This window comes from Marinobacter arenosus (genome assembly GCF_019264345.1).
In the GTDB taxonomy this organism is placed as follows: domain Bacteria; phylum Pseudomonadota; class Gammaproteobacteria; order Pseudomonadales; family Oleiphilaceae; genus Marinobacter; species Marinobacter arenosus.
This window is the reverse complement of sequence record NZ_JAHVAO010000001.1, coordinates 2,962,178-2,979,578: the sequence shown is the minus strand read 5'-3', so window position 1 is coordinate 2,979,578 and position 17,401 is coordinate 2,962,178. Positions and strand designations below refer to the sequence as shown.

At 60.9% G+C, this 17,401-nt stretch carries 15 protein-coding genes; 1 reads left to right on the top strand and 14 read right to left on the bottom strand.

Features of this window, described 5'->3' with window-relative positions; genetic code table 11:
* Position 1: 1 nt before the first annotated feature.
* The 5 genes from KXD86_RS13590 to KXD86_RS13570 all read right to left on the bottom strand — a co-directional run bounded on the left by KXD86_RS13590 (position 2) and on the right by KXD86_RS13570 (position 4,847).
* Entirely contained in the window at positions 2-934 is a 933-nt protein-coding gene (locus KXD86_RS13590) for an ABC transporter permease (RefSeq protein WP_218636541.1), read from the bottom strand.
* Positions 931-1,980 carry an ABC transporter permease gene (locus KXD86_RS13585; RefSeq protein ID WP_218636540.1) on the bottom strand — a complete coding sequence of 350 codons (1,050 nt, stop codon included), beginning with the start codon at positions 1,978-1,980 and terminating at the stop codon, positions 931-933. Before KXD86_RS13585 ends, KXD86_RS13590 begins: the two co-directional genes overlap by 4 nt.
* A 76-nt stretch (positions 1,981-2,056) precedes the next feature.
* A complete protein-coding gene (locus tag KXD86_RS13580; protein WP_218636539.1) occupies positions 2,057-3,619 on the bottom strand; it encodes an ABC transporter substrate-binding protein in 1,563 nt (520 codons plus the stop codon).
* A gap of 156 nt (positions 3,620-3,775) precedes the next feature.
* Positions 3,776-4,489 (bottom strand): LrgB family protein, encoded by a 714-nt coding sequence (locus tag KXD86_RS13575; RefSeq protein ID WP_218636538.1) that lies wholly within the window; start codon positions 4,487-4,489, stop codon positions 3,776-3,778.
* Complete coding sequence (locus tag KXD86_RS13570) at positions 4,482-4,847, bottom strand: CidA/LrgA family protein (protein ID WP_218636537.1); 366 nt, start codon at positions 4,845-4,847, stop codon at positions 4,482-4,484. The genes KXD86_RS13575 and KXD86_RS13570 overlap by 8 nt, the downstream gene beginning before the upstream one ends.
* Positions 4,848-4,922: 75 nt before the next feature.
* On the opposite strand from KXD86_RS13570, the gene KXD86_RS13565 reads away from it, so the two are divergent.
* Positions 4,923-5,459, top strand: coding sequence for a YaeQ family protein (locus KXD86_RS13565; RefSeq protein ID WP_218636536.1), 537 nt, complete (start codon positions 4,923-4,925; stop codon positions 5,457-5,459).
* Between the two features lie 24 nt (positions 5,460-5,483).
* On the opposite strand, the gene KXD86_RS13560 is transcribed toward KXD86_RS13565, so the two are convergent.
* The 9 genes from KXD86_RS13560 to KXD86_RS13520 all read right to left on the bottom strand — a co-directional run bounded on the left by KXD86_RS13560 (position 5,484) and on the right by KXD86_RS13520 (position 17,396).
* Complete coding sequence (locus KXD86_RS13560) at positions 5,484-6,869, bottom strand: phosphohexomutase domain-containing protein (RefSeq protein WP_218636535.1); 1,386 nt, start codon at positions 6,867-6,869, stop codon at positions 5,484-5,486.
* Between the two features lie 70 nt (positions 6,870-6,939).
* Positions 6,940-8,430, bottom strand: coding sequence for a mannose-1-phosphate guanylyltransferase/mannose-6-phosphate isomerase (locus KXD86_RS13555; protein WP_218636534.1), 1,491 nt, complete (start codon positions 8,428-8,430; stop codon positions 6,940-6,942).
* 97 nt (positions 8,431-8,527) lie between these two features.
* Complete coding sequence (locus tag KXD86_RS13550) at positions 8,528-9,706, bottom strand: alginate lyase family protein (protein ID WP_218636533.1); 1,179 nt, start codon at positions 9,704-9,706, stop codon at positions 8,528-8,530.
* 29 nt (positions 9,707-9,735) lie between these two features.
* A complete protein-coding gene (locus tag KXD86_RS13545) occupies positions 9,736-11,172 on the bottom strand; it encodes an alginate O-acetyltransferase AlgX-related protein (RefSeq protein ID WP_228739385.1) in 1,437 nt (478 codons plus the stop codon).
* A 14-nt stretch (positions 11,173-11,186) separates the two neighbouring features.
* The gene (locus KXD86_RS13540; RefSeq protein WP_218636532.1) at positions 11,187-11,834 is read right to left on the bottom strand and encodes an alginate O-acetyltransferase AlgF; all 648 of its coding nucleotides are present in this window, start codon (positions 11,832-11,834) and stop codon (positions 11,187-11,189) included.
* 11 nt (positions 11,835-11,845) lie between these two features.
* The gene (locus KXD86_RS13535) at positions 11,846-12,997 is read right to left on the bottom strand and encodes an alginate O-acetyltransferase (RefSeq protein ID WP_218636531.1); all 1,152 of its coding nucleotides are present in this window, start codon (positions 12,995-12,997) and stop codon (positions 11,846-11,848) included.
* Positions 12,998-13,006: 9 nt separating this feature from the next.
* Positions 13,007-14,425, bottom strand: a complete 1,419-nt coding sequence (locus KXD86_RS13530) for an MBOAT family O-acyltransferase (RefSeq protein WP_218636530.1) — start codon at positions 14,423-14,425, stop codon at positions 13,007-13,009.
* Between the two features lie 2 nt (positions 14,426-14,427).
* A complete protein-coding gene (locus KXD86_RS13525; RefSeq protein ID WP_218636529.1) occupies positions 14,428-15,978 on the bottom strand; it encodes a right-handed parallel beta-helix repeat-containing protein in 1,551 nt (516 codons plus the stop codon).
* An 8-nt stretch (positions 15,979-15,986) separates the two neighbouring features.
* On the bottom strand, positions 15,987-17,396 hold the full coding sequence (locus tag KXD86_RS13520; RefSeq protein WP_218636528.1) for an alginate export family protein: 1,410 nt from the start codon (positions 17,394-17,396) through the stop codon (positions 15,987-15,989).
* Positions 17,397-17,401: the final 5 nt, after the last annotated feature.

Genomic DNA, 17,401 nt, shown 5'->3' with positions numbered 1-17,401 from the left:
GTTACCCCTTGTACAGCCGTGGGTTCATGACATCCCGCAGCCAGTCACCCAACAGGTTGATGACCAGTACGAGTACCACCAGCACCAGGCCGGGAATCAGGGTGATCCACCAGGAGCCACTCTGGATGTAGTCAAAACCGGATTTGATCAGTGAGCCGAGCGAGGGCTGGGTTTCCGGCATGCCGAGGCCGAGGAACGACAGCGCCGCCTCGGAGATGATCGCGTTGGCGATCTGCACCGTGGCAATGACGAAAATCGGTGACAGGGTGTTGGGCAGAATGTGGCGGAACATGATCCGGCCGGTGCGGAAGCCCATCACCTTGGCCGCATCCACGTATTCCTTTTTCTTCTCCGCCAGCACCGAGGCCCGCACCGTCCGTGCGATCTGCGGCCACTCCGACACACCGATGATGAAGATCAGCATGTAGATGGCGATCTCGCCGAACATCAGGTTACCGAAGCTGGCCTTGAACACCGCCCCGACAATGATCGCCACCATCAGGGTGGAGAACGACAGCTGGACGTCGGCAATGCGCATCAGGATGGAATCCACCCGGCCGCCGAGGTAGCCCGCCAGCAGACCGAACAGGATACCCAGCGCCGCCTGCAGCAGCACGGCACCAAAGCCGATCAGCAACGACACCCGGGTGCCATAGAGAATGGTGGAGAGCAGATCCCGGCCCTGGGCGTCGGTGCCCAGGGGAAAGGCCGGATCGGAGCCGTCCAGGCCGACCGGCGGCAGCTCGGAGTTCATGATGTTGATCTGGGCCAGATCGTAGGGATCGGCCGGCGCCAGCAGCGGCGCAAAAATGGCCGCCAGCACCATCAGCACCAGCACCACGAAACTGGCAATGGCCACCTTGTCGCGCTTGAAGCTGTACCAGAGGAAGGACTCGCGAAAGCGATCCCAGCGTGAAAGAGTCGCCGTCGTCATGCTTTCTTACCTGTCAGTTTTACCGTGGGGTTCACCAGGCCATAGATCAGGTCCACCACGGTATTGGTAATCACGAAGATCAGACCTACCACCATCAGGTAAGCCACGATCAGGGGAATGTCGCTGCGGGTAATGGCTTCGAGGAACATCAGCCCGACACCCGGCCACTGGAACACGGTCTCGGTCAGGATGGTGTAGGCCACCATGATCCCGATCTGCACACCGCCCACGGTGATCACCGGCAGCATGGTGTTCTTGAGCGCGTGCAGGAAATTGATACGCGCAGAGCTCAGGCCCTTGGCCCGGGCGTACCGGATGTAGTCGCTCTGCAGCACTTCCATCATCTCGGCCCGGATCAGGCGGATGAACAGTGGCAGCATGATGGACGCCAACGAGACCGATGGCAGAATCAGGTGCAGGATGCCGCCCTGGGAAAAGAACCCGGAATTCCAGGTGCCGAACAGCGGCGTCAGATCGTCACCACGGCCGTAGGAGGGCAAGCCGCCCTGGGTCGACAGGGCCCCATTGAGCCACTGCCCCCACCCGCTGTCGTCCGGGAACCAGTCCACGGTGACGCCGATGGAGAACAGCTGGATCAGTACGATGGCGGTCAGGAACACCGGGATGGAAATACCCACGGTGCTGACCCCCATGAAGAATTTGGACAGCCAAGCCTGGGGCCGGATGGCGGCATAGACGCCAATGGGCACCGAAAACACCAGGATAATCAGGCTGGCACCGATCACCAGTTCCAGGGTGGCCGGCAGGTGTTCGAGAATGACATCCAGCGTGGGCTTGCCATAAAAATACGAGGTGCCCAAATCACCCTGCAGGGCGTTACCGGCAAAGTGCAGGTATTGTACGACCAGCGGGTCATTGAGACCCATTTCATCACGGATGGCTTCCCGCTCCTCCTGGGAGACGGACATGCCCACCATCTGCTGAAGCGGGTCACCAAGGCCATCCTGGATGGCAAAGGCAATCACACTGATCACGAACATGACCAGCACTGCCTGGGAAATCCGCTGAACTAAAAACGCTAACATGGAAATGTACCGGATAATTCTGCAAACAAAAGACCGGCTCCGGACTGATCCGAAGCCGGCCTGCCCATAGAGGCGGTTATTCCACGACCAGGTCACCCAGGTACGGGAAGTTCATGACGTTGAGGATCGGTTCGATCTTCACGTTCTTCTTGCTGGCCCAGGCCAGGTCCTGCCAATGCAGGGGCACGAAGGCGGCATCGTCGTACAGGCGCTGCTCGACTTCCTTCAGCATGGCAGCCCGCTTGTCCAGGTCGGTTTCGACATTGGCCTTGTTCACCAGGGCGTCGATTTCCGGATTGCAGTAGTTACCGGCGTTGTACTGGCCGGCGCCAGTGTCGGCATCCGGGCAGAAGGTCAGGAACTCGAAAAAGTTGGCCGAGTCCTCGGTGTCCGCGTGCCAGCCGATCATCATCATGTCGGCCGCGCGAGCGTCATACTCCGGCCAGTACTGGGCCTTGGGCAGGGTCTTCAGGTCAACCTTGATGTTGATCCGCGCCAGCATGGCGGCAACCGCCTGGGCGATCTTGTCGTCGTTCACGTAGCGGTTGTTGGGCGCCATCATGGTGATGGTGAAACCGTCTTCGTAACCGGCCTCTTTCATCAGCTGCTGGGCCTTGGCCACGTCAAACCGCGGCGTCAGGGACTCGTTGTGGCCCTGGTAGCCGTCCGGGGACATCTGGGCGGCCGGCGTGGCGAAGCCTTTCATGATCTTGGCGGCAATGCCTTCCTGGTTGATGGCGTAGGCGATGGCCTGGCGTACCTTCGGATCCTTGAAGGCTTCAACCCGGTCCTGGTTCATGTGGAACAGGATGATGCGGGTACCGCTCATGGTCACCAGATCCGAGTTCTTGTCACGGCGGATACGCTCGAGATCGGTCGGCGGCACCGGCGCGATGAAGTCCACACCGCCGGACAGCAGCGCGGAGACCCGGGTGTTGTTCTCCTTGATCGGGGTCAGCACGATCTTGCCGACGTTGCCCGGGGACTCGGTGTCCCAGTAGTCGTCAAAGCGTTCGAACTCCACACGCACACCCTGCTGACGGCCGGTGACCACGTAGGGGCCGGTACCGGACAGGTTCTCGGAGGCGAAGGAGTTGCCGTGCTTGGTGATGGCACTCTTGCTCTGGCCGTTCTCGGTCTCACCGGTGTAGAACTCGCTGTCCATCGGGAAGATGTAGGTCGCGGTGTTCAGCAGCAGCGGGTAGGGCTCGCTGGTGACCAGCTCGAAGGTGTAGTCGTCAACCACCTTGAGCTCGCTGAACGGCTTGAAAATGGCCTTGAAGTCCTGGCTCTGCTTCAGACGGTCAAAGGTGAACTTGACGTCCTTGGTGGTCAGCTCGTTGCCAGAATGGAACTTCACGCCCTCGCGCAGCTTGAAGCGCATGGTGTTCTCATCAACACGTTCCCAGCTCTCGGCCAGGCGCGGCTCGAAGCCGAGGTCCTTGGTCCAGCGCAGCAGCGGATCAAAGGTCATGTGGCTCAACTGCAACATGCCGCCGGAGAGCTGCTCATGGATATCCAGGGTCACGGGGTCGGCGTCGTACGCCATTTTCAGTTCCTTGTTCGCCTCGGCAGACATCGCCATCGGGGCGGCGGCCAGGGCCATGGAACCAACAAAAGCTGTCAGTAGTTTTTTCATCGCGTTTTCCGTCGCTGTTTTAAGAATTTTGCGGCGCATCGGCGCACATTCGCACCAGATGACTGCGCTAAAAACTAGTCGTGGAAACCCCGAACAGCAATCGAAATTGCGACATGACCTTATTCGCGAGGTGAATGACCTTATTTGGGGCAGGTATTAAAGGTGGAAAACCAGCGGCAATATCAGGGCCGTGAACACCCCGGTCAGCCCCATGCCGAGAGACGCAAAGGCACCGGCGGTGTGGCTGATCTCGAACGCCCGGGCGGTGCCCACCGCGTGACCGTTCAGGCCCAGGGCGAAACCGAGGATGCGCTCATCGTGCACCGGCAGCAGGCCGGCCAGCAGGTCAACGAACAGGGTGGCAACCACTCCGGTAATCAACAACCCGCCCATCATTAGCGGAACGGAGCCTCCGAGCTGCTCGGTGATGCCGATGGCGATCGGCGCGGTCACCGACTTCGGCGCCAGTGACGCCAACACCTCCGGAGTCGCTCCCAGTGCCCAGGCAATTACGACGGCATAGACCGCCGCCAGCGTCGCCGCCACCGGCAAGGTGCACAGGATTGGACGCCACAGAGCCCGAATGTGGTGCATCTGCTGGTACAGCGGAATGCCCAGGGCCACCGTCGCCGGCCCCAGCAAAACCGTCAGCCACCGGGCACCGTCTTGGTATCGGGCGTAATCCAGAGGCAGGATGGCAATGGTTGCCGACAGCATGACGGCCGCCAGCACAACGGGTGGCAACCACAGTGGGCGCCCCATCCGGGCGAAAACCCAGTTACCGGCGAAAAAGGCACCCAAGGTGAGGCCGATTGCCAGGGTCGGGCTCGCCGACAGCGCCTCCACCAGTGACCATAGTCGCTCAGTCATTGGCCTGGCTCCGGTTGCGGCCCTGAACCAGCCACTTCATCAGCAGCAGCGTCGTCAGAACACTCAGAAAGGTGCCCGCCAGCAACGCCACCGCAACCGCCAGCCACTGTCCGCTGAACTGGTCTGCGGTGAAAAATACCCCGACGACTCCGGGCATGATCAGCAGTACCAACACCGAAATCAGCCCCTGGCTGGCCGCTGCCAGCGAGTCGCTGACACTGCCTTTTACCATCAGCGTCAGGGTCATCCCGATCATACCGAGCACGCCACCACTGACCGGTATCAGAAACACCAGACGCAGGGCTTCACCAAACAGGAAAAACAGAACCAGTATCAAAAAACCGCGCAACATCGGCATGTCATCATGCTCATCCGGGGGAGAATTGCACTACACTAGCGCATACTTATCGCCCCATACTATTCCGGAAGGCACATGGCGCTCAAAGCAACCATCTTCAAGGCCACGCTCAGCATTGCCGACATGGACCGGCATTACTACGCGGACCACCATCTCACCATCGCCCAGCATCCGTCGGAAACGGACGAGCGCATGATGATCCGCCTGCTGGCCTTTGCCCTGAATGCCGATGAACACCTGGAGTTTACCAAGGGCCTGAGCACCGACGACGAACCCGAGCTGTGGCGAAAAAGCCTGAGTGACGAGATTGAACTCTGGATTGAGCTGGGGCTGCCGGAGGAAGGCCGGTTACGAAAAGCCTGCAACCGGGCGCGGCAAGTCATTCTGTACACCTACGGCGGGCGTGCCGTTCCGCTATGGTGGGAAAAGCATCACCACAAGCTGGAGCGCTTTGGCAACCTGACCGTCATTGACCTGCCCCAGGAGGCAACCGCGGCACTGGCCAGCCTGGCCCAGCGCGGCATGTCCCTGCAGATCACGGTGCAGGACGGTGTCGTCGGCGTGGCCGACGACACCCGACACGTCCAGATCGAGCCGGCGCCGTTATCCTAGCGCCAGTCCACGCGCGCGCCAGAACTAAAGCGTCACCGCTTCCCGGTGACTGGGAATGGGCTGTGAAAGTTGTTCGATCTGACTGAGCAACGCTTCGGTTCGCTCCTCCATCAGCACCGGGTCGCCGCGGCTTTCCACGTTCAGCCGGATGACCGGTTCCGTGTTGGACATCCGTAGGTTGAACCGCCAATCAGCAAACTCCATGCTCAGGCCGTCGATGTGGTTCACCGACAGCGCCTCGCGCAGGTAAATCCCCTCAATAGCCTCAAGAACGACCGCAGGATCGTCCACGGTCCGATTGATTTCACCACTGGCCGGGAAGGCCTCGATCCGGGCATCGATCAGTGACGACAGGGTCTGGCCGGACTGGCACAGCCGCTCGGCGATCAACAACCAGGGAATCATGCCGCTGTCGCAGTAAGCGAAGTCCCGAAAATAATGATGGGCGCTCATTTCACCGCCATAGACGGCGTCCTCCTCCCGCATCCGCTGCTTGATGAACGCGTGTCCGGTTTTGCTTTCCACCGCCACGCCCTTGGCAGCCGACACCAGTTCTCGCGTATTCCAGACCAGCCGGGGGTCGTGGATCACCTTGCCGCCCTCGGTCTTGCGCAGGAACTGGTCCGCCAGCAGGCCGACAATGTAATAGCCCTCGATGAACCGGCCTTTCTCGTCGAAGAAAAAGCAGCGGTCGTAGTCACCGTCCCAGGCGATACCCATGGCGGCGTCACTGGCGAGGACGGCCATGGCCGTGGCCGAACGGTTCTCCTGCAGCAGCGGATTGGGCACCCCATTCGGGAAGGTCCCGTCCGGCTTGTGATGCACCTTGTAGAATTCGAACGGCAGGTGGGGTTCGAGCGCATCAATCACTTCACCGGCGCCACCGTTACCGGCATTAACCACGATCCGCAGTGGCTTGAGGCTGCTCCGGTCAACATAGCCGAGCAGGTGTTCCACGTAGGGGCCAGTGACATCCAGACTCTTCAGGGTCCCCGGTTCTGCCGCGTCCGGCAAGTCATCCTGGGCACCGTCGCGGATATCCGTCAGGCCGTTATCGGAGCTGATTGGCCGGGCACCGGGACCAACCATCTTCATGCCATTGTAATCTTTTGGATTATGGCTGGCGGTGACCATGATGCCGCCGTCCAGCTGGAAATGACTGGTCGCAAAATACATCTGCTCGGTGCCGCACAGTCCAATGCTGTAGACGTCGGCCCCCGCAGCCATCAGACCCTGGTTGAGGGCATCGGCAATCTGTGGACTGGACAGCCGGATGTCGTAGCCCACGGCCACCTTGCGGGCGCCGGTTACAGCCACATAGGCCTTGCCAATACGCTCAGCCATTTCGGTATTCAGTTGATCCGGCACCCGGCCTCGGATGTCGTAGGCTTTGAAACAGTTAAAATCCACGAGATGTCTCCTCTCGGTAATCAGAGCATGGGCACGCCAATGGACCGGCCCCGGTCCATTGGCCCGTCATTTATCCAACCCGGGTCTCCATCACCGGGATTTCCTCTTCTTCCTCGGTGTCCTGAGTCGACTGCGGAATGTCCTGTGCAGGTTCCGTTCGGCCATAGCGGTCATCCAGGCGCTCGATGTCGTCCTCGCCCAGGTAGGCGCCGGACTGGACCTCGATCAATTCCAGCGGGATCTTTCCGGGATTGAACAGCCGATGCACCGAACCAATCGGGATGTAGGTGGATTCGTTTTCCGACAGCAGGAAGGTTTCGTCGTCCCGGGAGACTTCGGCGGTTCCGCGCACGATGATCCAGTGCTCGGCCCGGTGATGATGCTTCTGCAGCGACAACCGTTCCCCCGGCTTCACCGTGATGCGTTTGACCTGGAAGCGGTTTCCGTTGTCGATGCTGTCGTAACTGCCCCAGGGCCGGAACACCTCCCGGTGGATGCGGGTTTCCGGGCGCCCCTCCGCTTTCAGCTTCTGAACCACGCCCTTGACCTCCTGGACCCGGTCGCGGGGGGCGATCATCAGGGCGTCCTTGGTATCAACAACCACCAGATCGTCCACGCCCACCATGGCCACCAGTTTTTCCGGGGCATGGATCAGGCAGCCGGAGCTGTCTGCCAGGCAGGCATCGCCATACACGGCGTTTTGCTGTTCATCCTTTTCGCTGATGTCCCAGATGGATGACCAGGCACCCACATCGCTCCAGCCGGCATCCAGTGGCACCAGGGTGGCGCGAGTGGTCTTTTCCATCACCGCGTAGTCGATGGAATCGTCCGGGCAGTGTTCGAAAATCTCCGGCGGAATCCGGCTGAAGCCCATGTCTTCCGACAGACTCCGGGAAGCCAGCAAGGCCGTGTCGTAGATATCCCGGCTGTGCCGTTTCAGCTCCCGCAGGTAGGCATCGGCCCGGAACATGAACATACCGCTGTTCCAGAAATAGCCACCCTCGTCCAGCAACCGACGCGCCGTGGCCTCGTCCGGTTTCTCGATAAACTTCCGGACCGGCCTTGGACCACTGGGATCATCCTCGCGACCGGCGGCGGAAATATAGCCATAGCCGGTTTCCGGGCGATCCGGCGTGGTGCCGAACAGGACCAGGGCACCATCTTTGGCGACCTTCAATCCCTTCGCTATGGCTTCATGGAACGGTTTGGTCTGGCTGATCGCATGGTCTGCGGGCAACACCAGCATGATGCTGGCGGGATCCTTCCGGGCAATCTGGATCGCCGCCAGGGCGACAGCCGGCGCGGTGTTCCGGCCAAAGGGTTCGAGCAAAATGGACTGCGGCTTCTGGCCAATGGCATCCAGTTGTTCCTTCACCAGAAAACGGTGTTCATCATTGGCGACCACCACCGGCGCTTCCACGTCTTCCTGTGGAAGTCTGGCCAGGGTCTGCTGAAACATGCTGTCCTCATTAAGCAACGGCAGAAACTGTTTCGGATAGGCCTGACGGGAAAGCGGCCAGAGCCGCGAACCGGAACCGCCTGACAGTATGACTGGTATCATAATCCTGCTCCTTCACTTGCTTGGTTGATGCCCCGGAAACAAACGTCCGGGGGCTGGGACCGACGTGCGCCTGCACGACCATCCTTTTCTGGGTCAGTTAAAAATCAATGCGGATTTCGCCGGGCGGAAAGGGATCCCGGCCGGTTGGCCAGCGCGGATCCACCCGATACAGAAACTCGATGTCGCCGCCCAACCGGGTATTCTTGACCGGGCCGTACGACGTCATGAACGCGTTCATACCCGGCAGATCGCCCCAGGTTTCGGTCCAGGGCCGCATCCAGGCAAGGCCCCAGGCCGTGTGCAGGCCATCCGTGATCTGCGGGTATCCGGTGATGGCTTCGATGGCCGAGGAATCGTCCAGCCCGGTCACCACGTTCTGGGCCAGTGTCGCGAAGCCATCGCCATACTGCTCGTGCACCGAGACACCATTGACCTCGGCGAACACGGCGATCGCGGTGAGCGGTTGCATGGCGTAGTTGAGGTATTCCAGGGCCCGGTCCTGGCGGCTGAGTTCCTTGGGCAGGTAGCCGTCGCTGCTGATCTGACCCATCGCCTCCTCGAACTTGCTCATGGACCAGTTCCAGTGGCCGCAATCTTCCGTGGCCACTGAGGTGGCCATGACCGCCCAGGCGGCCCAGTAATCGTGGTTATTGACCTTCCGTGGTTCACGGTCGGTGTAGTAGCCGCGAACCCCGTTGGCGACCTGGTCGAACCACGCTTCAATGCGGTTCAGCCGGTCGGCATCCAGCGCTGAGTCGGCGGAGGACAGCTTGACCCGAAGATAGGCGTTGGCCGCGGCGGCAAGCGCCCACTTGCGGACCGCCTGGCCCACGTGGTTGATCTCCTCGGGCAGAAGCGCATCCGCCTGGGCCCAGGTGTCAAGATTTTCCAGGACACAGTCCCGTGCAGCCGGGCCGTCGCCATCCACCTGATAGTCATCGGCACCGGCAATGACTGTTTTTTCAAACCCCCGGATGGTCTTGGTGGCATCCAGGTAAGCCTGATAGGCGTCCTCATTGAGCTCATTGCGGGCGCTGTCGCTGCCCTCGTACTTGCTGGTGAAGTTCATGTCGCCCCGGTAGGGCTCGATCACCTCACAGTTGTAGGAGCCGCCATCCCGCGCTTCCGGTATCTGGTAGTAGCCAATCGGAGCGCGCAATCCGTCCTCATAGCATTGCGCGGCCTGGACCGAGGTTATTCCGAGGGTCGAGACCAGTGCCGTGCACATCAGGATACGTCCCGCGTTGCCTGCCATGTCTGTTTGTCCAATCCTCATACCAACTCCCAATTACGGGTGGGTTTGCTTCATATGTCCTGACGACGACAGACCTTGGTCGTCACCGTTAATCCGTCGCTGACCTGCTCCGGCTTGAGCTCCAGATCGAGCGACATGAAAAGCTCGTCGTTCCAGCTTTCGCCGGCGGGCAGCTCGAACATGAACCGTCCGGTGGTTTCGACACGGGCGCCGTACTCCAGGTCCACCCGATCCTTGCGACCGAAGACGTACCAGATGAAGGCATCCACCTCCTTGACGCCGGGGTCGCTGAACTGAATGTCCACCAGGTACTCATCACTGGGCAGCTCGAGGAACTGGCCGCCACCGTTGTAAAGCACTTCATTGGTGCCGGCCTTCACCGGCGTCGTGTTCTGCAAGACCGGCTGCTGGCCCTGACATCCGTCGCTCACCATCGGCACGATCTGCCGATAGAATTCCGCACTGTCCAGCGTGTGGTAGGCCGGGATCTCCCAGATGATGATTTCGGGAGGCGACTGGCGAAAACTGTCCGACATCAGGTACTCAAACATCGAGCCATCGTAGCTGCCCCCGGCAACGGCCACGTTCAGGATCTCCACGCCGAGGAATTCCTGCAGCGAACCGACAAAGTTGTAATCCTGCGCGCCTTTACTGTTACTGGTGCCGACCAGCGTGATCGGGGGCAGGCTTTCTTCGCCAAACAGTGCGCTGGCTTCGCCACTCGATGCATCGCCGGATACCTCAGTGCGAAACTCATCCACATATTGGGCCGGCCAGGCCTGCCCACAGATCCGCTCCGCCGCATCCTGCAGCGAACCATCCTTGCGAATCAGGCCGGTGCGGCGGGTCTCGAAGGTCTTTTGGGACAACGACTGATAGGCCGGCATCTGGCGAATGCGGTCAGCCACAATGCGCGCCGTCCGTCGGGCCCCATAAGGCGTCCAGTGGTGATCGCGTTTGAAGTAGTAGGCTTTCTCCTGTTCCGGTTCATCCAGCAAGGGCCCGAGGTCCGGGACCACCAACCCCGCCTGGCGGAACTTTGCAAGCGCGTCCAGGTAATTGCTCCGGGCGTAGGGCCAGGAAAACTTCACGGACGAGTGCTCTGGCAGTTTGTTCGGGTGCACCAGCCCCTTGGTGGGCTGGAACACCAGAACCAGCTTGGTTCCTGCGGTCCGTTTCAGGTAACGGGCGAAGCGCTCAAGGTGCCGCAACCCTTCCAGAGTTGGTCCGTACTGTTCCGGCAGCTCCGCCTCGGAGCGAAACAGCCAGTCATCCTGACCCTGAACCAGTATGTTGAAATTCTTCAGATAGCTGGTGTCGTAGGCGAACGACTGGGACGCCATGGGACACAACCTGATCTGCGAATTCACGTCGTACTGCGGCAGCTCCGCCGCCGCGACCGATGCGGTGCCGATACTGCCAACGAACACCGCCGTCACGCGCGCGTGCCGAACCCAGCGGTGCATGACCGCACTGAACCGTGCCATTGCCTCCGTCTCCCTCAAACCGAAGTGTCCACACGGTTTTCAGCGACCAGCAGACGCGGGCTTCCGCCGGCATCAATCACGAAGAAGCTGAAAACCTTGCCGCGCTGCAGGTTAACTGGCGGTGTCTGGGCAACGGCCTCACCACCGGAGAAAGCACCCAGCGAGATCTTGACGGCGTTGATTTCCCGGTTGCCAACACTGATCGGGTCCAGTGGGTCGATCACGGCCACCTTGCCGTCAGCCGTTTTCAGGCTGATGCCGCCGTCGCCAGTCAGGTTGTAGAAGGAGACCAGAGCCTTTCTGGGGTTCTTGAAGGTTTTGTCGGGCAGAATCTCGAGCTCGCCGGAGTCGAGCACGACCGCCGTATAGAAGCGGTTCTTTTCCATGGTGATCGGTGCAGCCTGCTGCCCGACACTCAGTTCATAGGTGCCACCGGGCAAATAGATGTAGGGGCTCGCGTCCATCGGAGCGATATCCTTGATGGCCTTACCACCGATCTCGGCCAGGGGAATACTTCCGCTGACATCGGCATTCACAACCCGGATGAAGGCTGCGCCATCCGGTGCTTCAGCGGCGTAGAGTGCGTCTTCCCCCGCCTGCGCGGCCAGAGGCATAAGTAAACTGAGCAGAACAGCAAACACAGCTTTGATGGTTAATTGCATGGTATTTCTCCTCAATGGATTGTTTGGTGGCCCTGCTCACTCGACTGGGCCAACAGGTTTTCCCGACGGTCGAACCACGCCAGCGTGCCCTCCGATGTCACAGGCTGGGCGAGGTACCGCTCGGGAAATTCCCAGACCACGAGTTCCGGAGGGTTATCCTGGAACTCGTCGGACTTGAGATAGTCGGTCATTGGACGGAAGGGGCCGTGCCCCTCGTCCGAGACATTGATCAGGTCCCGGCCAAGGTGGCGCTTGAGCGCACCGGGAAAATCCCAGAGTGGGTTTGCGCTGTAGCTGGTGCCAACCAGAACGATGTCTGCCGAAGTTTCGGCGAACAGGCTCTGGGCCGAGGTGTCGCCTGCGTCTTCAACGGCCGTTGATCGCTCGGTGAGCCTGTCCGGTTCCGGCCCCAGGGATGGAAACAGCGGTTCCAGAGGCAGGTACGTGAGCAGATCGCCTTCGTGGGTTCGGGTTTCACCGAGCGCCGTGACAAACTGGGTGTCGCCCCAGGATTGCCCGTCGAAAGACGCCTTGATCTCACCCGCGGCGTTGCGGGCAAACACATCGGCGCCCTCGGGCGTCCAGTGTGTGTCGGTGCGCAGAAACACCTGATTGCCCCGGTCCCGGGCCTCAGCCAGGTCCGGCATCAGGTCCGGCGCCAGGATCCGTTCGGCCGCCATACGATCGAGGAACCGGCCGTACAGCGATTTCATGAGCGGAACCGGCTCCTGATCCCCCAATTGCCCGGCGTAGACGCGCGCCTTGGCGGGCACGACCAGTACGGCCACGGGGATGTCTTCGGCTCGCAGATAATCAGCCACGGCCACGACCCGTGAGAGGTTGGTCTCCACCACGACGGCACTCTCCGATCCCGGGTAGATTTCCTCGTCGGTGAACAGCCAACCCTGCTCCCCGACGGTCACACCGGGACGACCTTCCTTGAACAGGGTGTAGTTGATGGCTGCCCACAGGTTGGTGCCCAGATCCCGCACCGGGAATCCGTCGTCGTAGTGACTCTCCACATCACGCGCCAATTCTCCGTTCACCGGGTCCAGCCCATCCTGTAGCCCGTAGTCGCCGAATGAACGGAGCGAGAGGACGCCCAGTCCAAGGACGATCACGATGAACAGACAGGCCGTCATTTTTCTCGATGTCGCGGTCATAAGGCCTCCTCAGAACTGGAAGTAAAGAAACGGTGAGAAGCTTTCCGCCGACAGCTTGAGCACCGCCAGCAGGAAGACCGGCACGAGCAAGGTCGGCAAGGCCGCCCGCATCCGACCAACAAAGGCCGGGGCAAGCGTCCAGGGCAGCCGTTCCCTGAGCCCCATCACCAGCACCACCAGATACGCCAGTGCCAGGATCGCCAGGTTCAGGCCGCGGATGTCCTGCAGGTAGACCGCACTCAGGCTGAAGCCGTCGAAACTGAACATTGCTCCATAGAAGCTGAAGGCATCGCCGATGCTCGCGGCCCGGAACGTCACCCAGCCCAACATGACGAACAGGAACGTCATCGCCCAGCGGCTGACCCGGAACGTTCGGGGACTGGCGTCAACGCCCAGCGCACGCTCGATCGCCAGCACCCCACCGTGCCAGGCGCCCCACAGCAGGAACGTCCAGTTGGCGCCGTGCCAGAGGCCGCCGAGCAACATGGTCAGTACCAGGTTCCGGTAGGTTCCGAACACGCCCTTGCGATTGCCGCCCAGCGGGATGTAAAGATAATCACGCAGCCAGCTCGACAGGCTGATGTGCCAGCGCCGCCAGAATTCGGTAATGCTCTGGCTGATGTAGGGCTGGTTGAAGTTCTCGGGAAACCGGAACCCCATCATCAGCCCGAGGCCGATGGCCATGTCCGAGTACCCCGAGAAGTCAAAGTAAAGCTGCGCGGTGTACGCCAGGATCCCCAGCCAGGCGTCCGCCGTGGAAGGATCGGAGAGCGCAAAGGCACCATCGGCCAGGGGCGCGATGGAATCCGCGATGAACACCTTCTTGACGAACCCCTGCATGAAACGAGTCGCCCCCTCTCCGAATTTCTCGAGGGTGTGGGTCCGGTAGGTGAACTGGTCCGCCAGATCCTTGTAACGGAGCACCGGCCCGGCGATCAGTTGGGGGAAGAGCGCAATGAATGCCGCGAAATCCACGAATCGCCGGGTCGGTTCGGTATCGCCCCGGTACACATCCACCACATACGAAATGGCCTGGAAGATGTAGAACGAAATGCCGATCGGCAAAATGATGTGCGCCAGCTCCAGCGGCTGGTAGCCCAGCGACAGGAATATCTCATTCAGGCTGCCCACCCCGAAGTTGGCGTACTTGAAGTAGCCCAACGTGGCAAGGTCGCCCGCGACCCCGACGCCGACCCATTTACGGGCCCGCGCGGTCCCGATGCCGGCCCGATGGATACCCAGTCCGATCAGGTAGTTCCAGAAGGTAATCGCCACGAACAGCAGCAGGAAATCCACCCGCCACCAGGCGTAGAAGGCATAGCTGCCCAGCAGGATGACCAGTGAGCGGTGGCGGAACGGCGTCAGGTAGTAAAGCCCGAGAAACGCCGGCAGAAACAGAAACAGAAAGATGTTGGATGAAAAAACCATGGTCAGTCTCCGACGGGCGTCAGTCGCACCGCACGATGGTTGTTCAACAGGGCATCGAAGATTTCGGTCTGATAGGCACCGAGGACGCCATCGAAGTGAATTCCGACGTCCGAGCGTGGGAAGCGCATGTCGACGTTATAGAGTTCGATGTACTGGGGGTTGTCCGTGGACAAGGGACCACTGGCGTTGGAGGCCAGCTTGCCGCCAACCACCGTCAGGGAGACCGCCTGGTGGTAAAAGTCCTCGACAAAGTTACGATCGGTGGCGGACAAATCCTTGATCTGACCCAGAACCCCGAAGGTGCCGTTCAGTGCCGCGATGTTGTGGAACACCCCGACATTGGTGCTGTTGCGCACCCGGATACCGTTGCGAAGGTTGTTGATGAGGCGATTGCCCCACAGCAGATTGTCCGGGGATTCGTACAACCCGATGCCATCGCCCTGGTTGTCGTGCACCACGTTGTGGGCCACCACGTTATTGCTGCTCTGGCGATCCAGAACGATGCCGGACAGGCCATTGTCATGGCTGCGGTTGTTGATAATCCAGCTGTCGTTGACCTCACGCGAAATGATGATCCCGTGTTTCTCAATCGTGTCGAAGACATGGTTGCCAGCAATCAGCAGGTTGCTGGAGTAATCGTGTGGGTCGATGCCATAGACGATGTTGTCCCGATAGGTGTTGTTGACGATGGCGACGTCCTCGGCCTCGTAACAATAGAAGCCGTAGTAGATATCCCGGAACGTGGACTCAATCAGCCACGCATGCGGCGCCGAGCGCTGCAGCTTGGAATTGTCGTACTTGGAGTACTGGGCAATGGAGAAGCCGTAGGACTTACTCTGGTTGTAGCCCAGATGGGCAAACTCGGAGCCGAGCACAAACGTCTCGCTGCCACCCCAGCCGACAAAGAAGGGCCGGAAATTGGACTTTTTCTGGTAGGTCGCCGGGCCCTCTGCCTTTTCCCGCCAACCGATGATGGTGCTGTCAATCACGAACAGCCAGCTGTCATTGGCGATGAAGGCGCCCCGTTCCTCGGACAACCGCAGGGTTTCGCCACGGATCTCCAGAGTCGCGCCAGGGCGGACCACCAGCGGCAGCCGGATGATGTAGGAGCCATCGTCGTTGCGTTCCATGTAGCGCCGATCATCGACCTGGCGGTACACATCCTCCAGGGTGGCCTTGCCACTGTTGACGAGGATGGCCTGGGGGTGGGAGTACTGGCGAATGACCCACTCGCGGGCCCGTCCCTCGTCCACGAAATCCCCGAGGGCGCTGACACCGGCAATCCGTTCAACGCTCACATCCGGCCGCTCATCCGCTCGTTCGGACAGGCGCTTTTCCACCGCCTCGCGATTGTATTGCGAGGCATCCGGCAGCTCCGGCTCCGGTCGGTCGATCGCTTCACCGGAGGTCATCTCGATGCCGTAATCCTCGACCTCAAACATGGGCGCCGGCTCCGAAGGCTTGAGTTCCTCCGCCGCGCGGGCGTCCGCGGCCAACGGCAACACCGCAGTCAGGGCGGCCGTTATTACTGTCAGGACCCAATGGTGTTTCATGGCTGCTCCTAGAAACGCTTGGTCACGTCGAGGACAACGCGGTGCCGGGCCGAATCGGCGTCGTCGCCGTAGGCGTCACCGGGAAAGAACACGCCGGCCCGAATCCGGGCATCAATGTCGGACCAGGTTCCGGTATCCCGGGAGCCGTAGTAGCCAAGCACCATGTCGATGGATTCGCCGAGATCGTCACTGGTCCCGGTAAATCCGGGCTCCACCAGATCGGAGTTCACGGTTCCCGAGACATCGCTCAGCCAGTACTTGTGGTACAGCAGGTTGGCGGCCCACCAGTCCCGGTCGGTCAGCGCGGTGTAGACGGTGGCGACCTTGAGGTTGCTCCACTCCGGCTGGATGGCCTCGCCAAAACGGGCCACCTGGGACCGGGTACCGGTGAAGCGCGACCGGTTGCTTTCCATCTGGGTCTGGCGGAAGGCGTCCGACTCCCCGGGTTTCTCCCCGCCCGAGGCCATGGCCCCGTGCACACCGACAACCCACCGGGGACTTTCCACCAACTGGGCCCGCAAACCGAGGTCCGCGGCCCAGCCGGAAACGTCACGTTCCTCCCGCGTAAAGCCGTTCGTTGCACCCGGATCCTCAGTGAGCACGGCGTCCGTGCCGGCGACCGCGCCAAACGACGCCAGGTACTGAACCGGGCTGCGGGAATGCCAATCGAAATACCCCTGATCAGCCCGAACGCCCACCCAGGTCAGCGACTCGGGAACCCGCTCTGGCGTTCCGCTCTCCGAATCCGGTGCGAGTTCATCGCGATTGCCATAGCGTTCGGCATGGGTGGTCAGGAAAGTGAGGTAATGATCTTTCCGCCACTGCCACCGGGTGGAAGCAAAGAACCGGGCAATGTCCTGCTCTTCCTTGGGCAACTCGTTGACATCGGTGCGGGCCTCGGACATCTTGTCGGCAATCCCCACTGTGGTATCGAGCAGGGTGGTGTCGAAGATCCAGCGCACCAGGGTGATGTCGTCGTCCCACCAGGTACCGGTGCCCTCTTTCAGGCGTTCCCGACCGAAACGGATCGATTCGCCCGGGTAGGCGGTCAAGCCGTTGTAGTCGAGCCAGGCCTCGCGCAAGGCGAAGAAGCCGTCGGTTTCGGTGCCGCCGATCTCATCACTGACATCCACCTGACCGGTGGCGGCAAAGGCCTGGAGCCTGAGTTTCGAACGCCAGTGCGGTGACAGTTGCCACACCCACTCCGGTTTGATGTCGAGGCCAACTTCGTTGGACTCGGTACTGCGGTCCGTCAGTCCGAGACGACGGTCGCCTTCGCTGATCGCACTGGCCTTGGTGCTGGTCGAAAAATCCAGCAGGTGCGGGTAGGACTCGTCCTGGGCCACCGCCGGCAGTGCCGCCAGACAACCAACGGCCATCAGCAGTGGCCGCAAACCTGTTGTTTCGTAAAAAACCATACTGT

Excerpts from the sequence above, each read along its gene's own strand:
- KXD86_RS13590 (WP_218636541.1), bottom strand. The coding sequence starts at position 934 with ATGACGACGGCGACTCTTTCACGCTGGGATCGCTTTCGCGAGTCCTTC.
- KXD86_RS13585 (WP_218636540.1), bottom strand. The coding sequence starts at position 1,980 with ATGTTAGCGTTTTTAGTTCAGCGGATTTCCCAGGCAGTGCTGGTCATG.
- KXD86_RS13580 (WP_218636539.1), bottom strand. The coding sequence starts at position 3,619 with ATGAAAAAACTACTGACAGCTTTTGTTGGTTCCATGGCCCTGGCCGCC.
- KXD86_RS13575 (WP_218636538.1), bottom strand. The coding sequence starts at position 4,489 with ATGACTGAGCGACTATGGTCACTGGTGGAGGCGCTGTCGGCGAGCCCG.
- KXD86_RS13570 (WP_218636537.1), bottom strand. The coding sequence starts at position 4,847 with ATGCCGATGTTGCGCGGTTTTTTGATACTGGTTCTGTTTTTCCTGTTT.
- KXD86_RS13565 (WP_218636536.1), top strand. The coding sequence starts at position 4,923 with ATGGCGCTCAAAGCAACCATCTTCAAGGCCACGCTCAGCATTGCCGAC.
- KXD86_RS13555 (WP_218636534.1), bottom strand. The coding sequence starts at position 8,430 with ATGATACCAGTCATACTGTCAGGCGGTTCCGGTTCGCGGCTCTGGCCG.
- KXD86_RS13550 (WP_218636533.1), bottom strand. The coding sequence starts at position 9,706 with ATGAGGATTGGACAAACAGACATGGCAGGCAACGCGGGACGTATCCTG.
- KXD86_RS13545 (WP_228739385.1), bottom strand. The coding sequence starts at position 11,172 with ATGGCACGGTTCAGTGCGGTCATGCACCGCTGGGTTCGGCACGCGCGC.
- KXD86_RS13540 (WP_218636532.1), bottom strand. The coding sequence starts at position 11,834 with ATGCAATTAACCATCAAAGCTGTGTTTGCTGTTCTGCTCAGTTTACTT.
- KXD86_RS13535 (WP_218636531.1), bottom strand. The coding sequence starts at position 12,997 with ATGACCGCGACATCGAGAAAAATGACGGCCTGTCTGTTCATCGTGATC.
- KXD86_RS13530 (WP_218636530.1), bottom strand. The coding sequence starts at position 14,425 with ATGGTTTTTTCATCCAACATCTTTCTGTTTCTGTTTCTGCCGGCGTTT.
- KXD86_RS13525 (WP_218636529.1), bottom strand. The coding sequence starts at position 15,978 with ATGAAACACCATTGGGTCCTGACAGTAATAACGGCCGCCCTGACTGCG.
- KXD86_RS13520 (WP_218636528.1), bottom strand. The coding sequence starts at position 17,396 with ATGGTTTTTTACGAAACAACAGGTTTGCGGCCACTGCTGATGGCCGTT.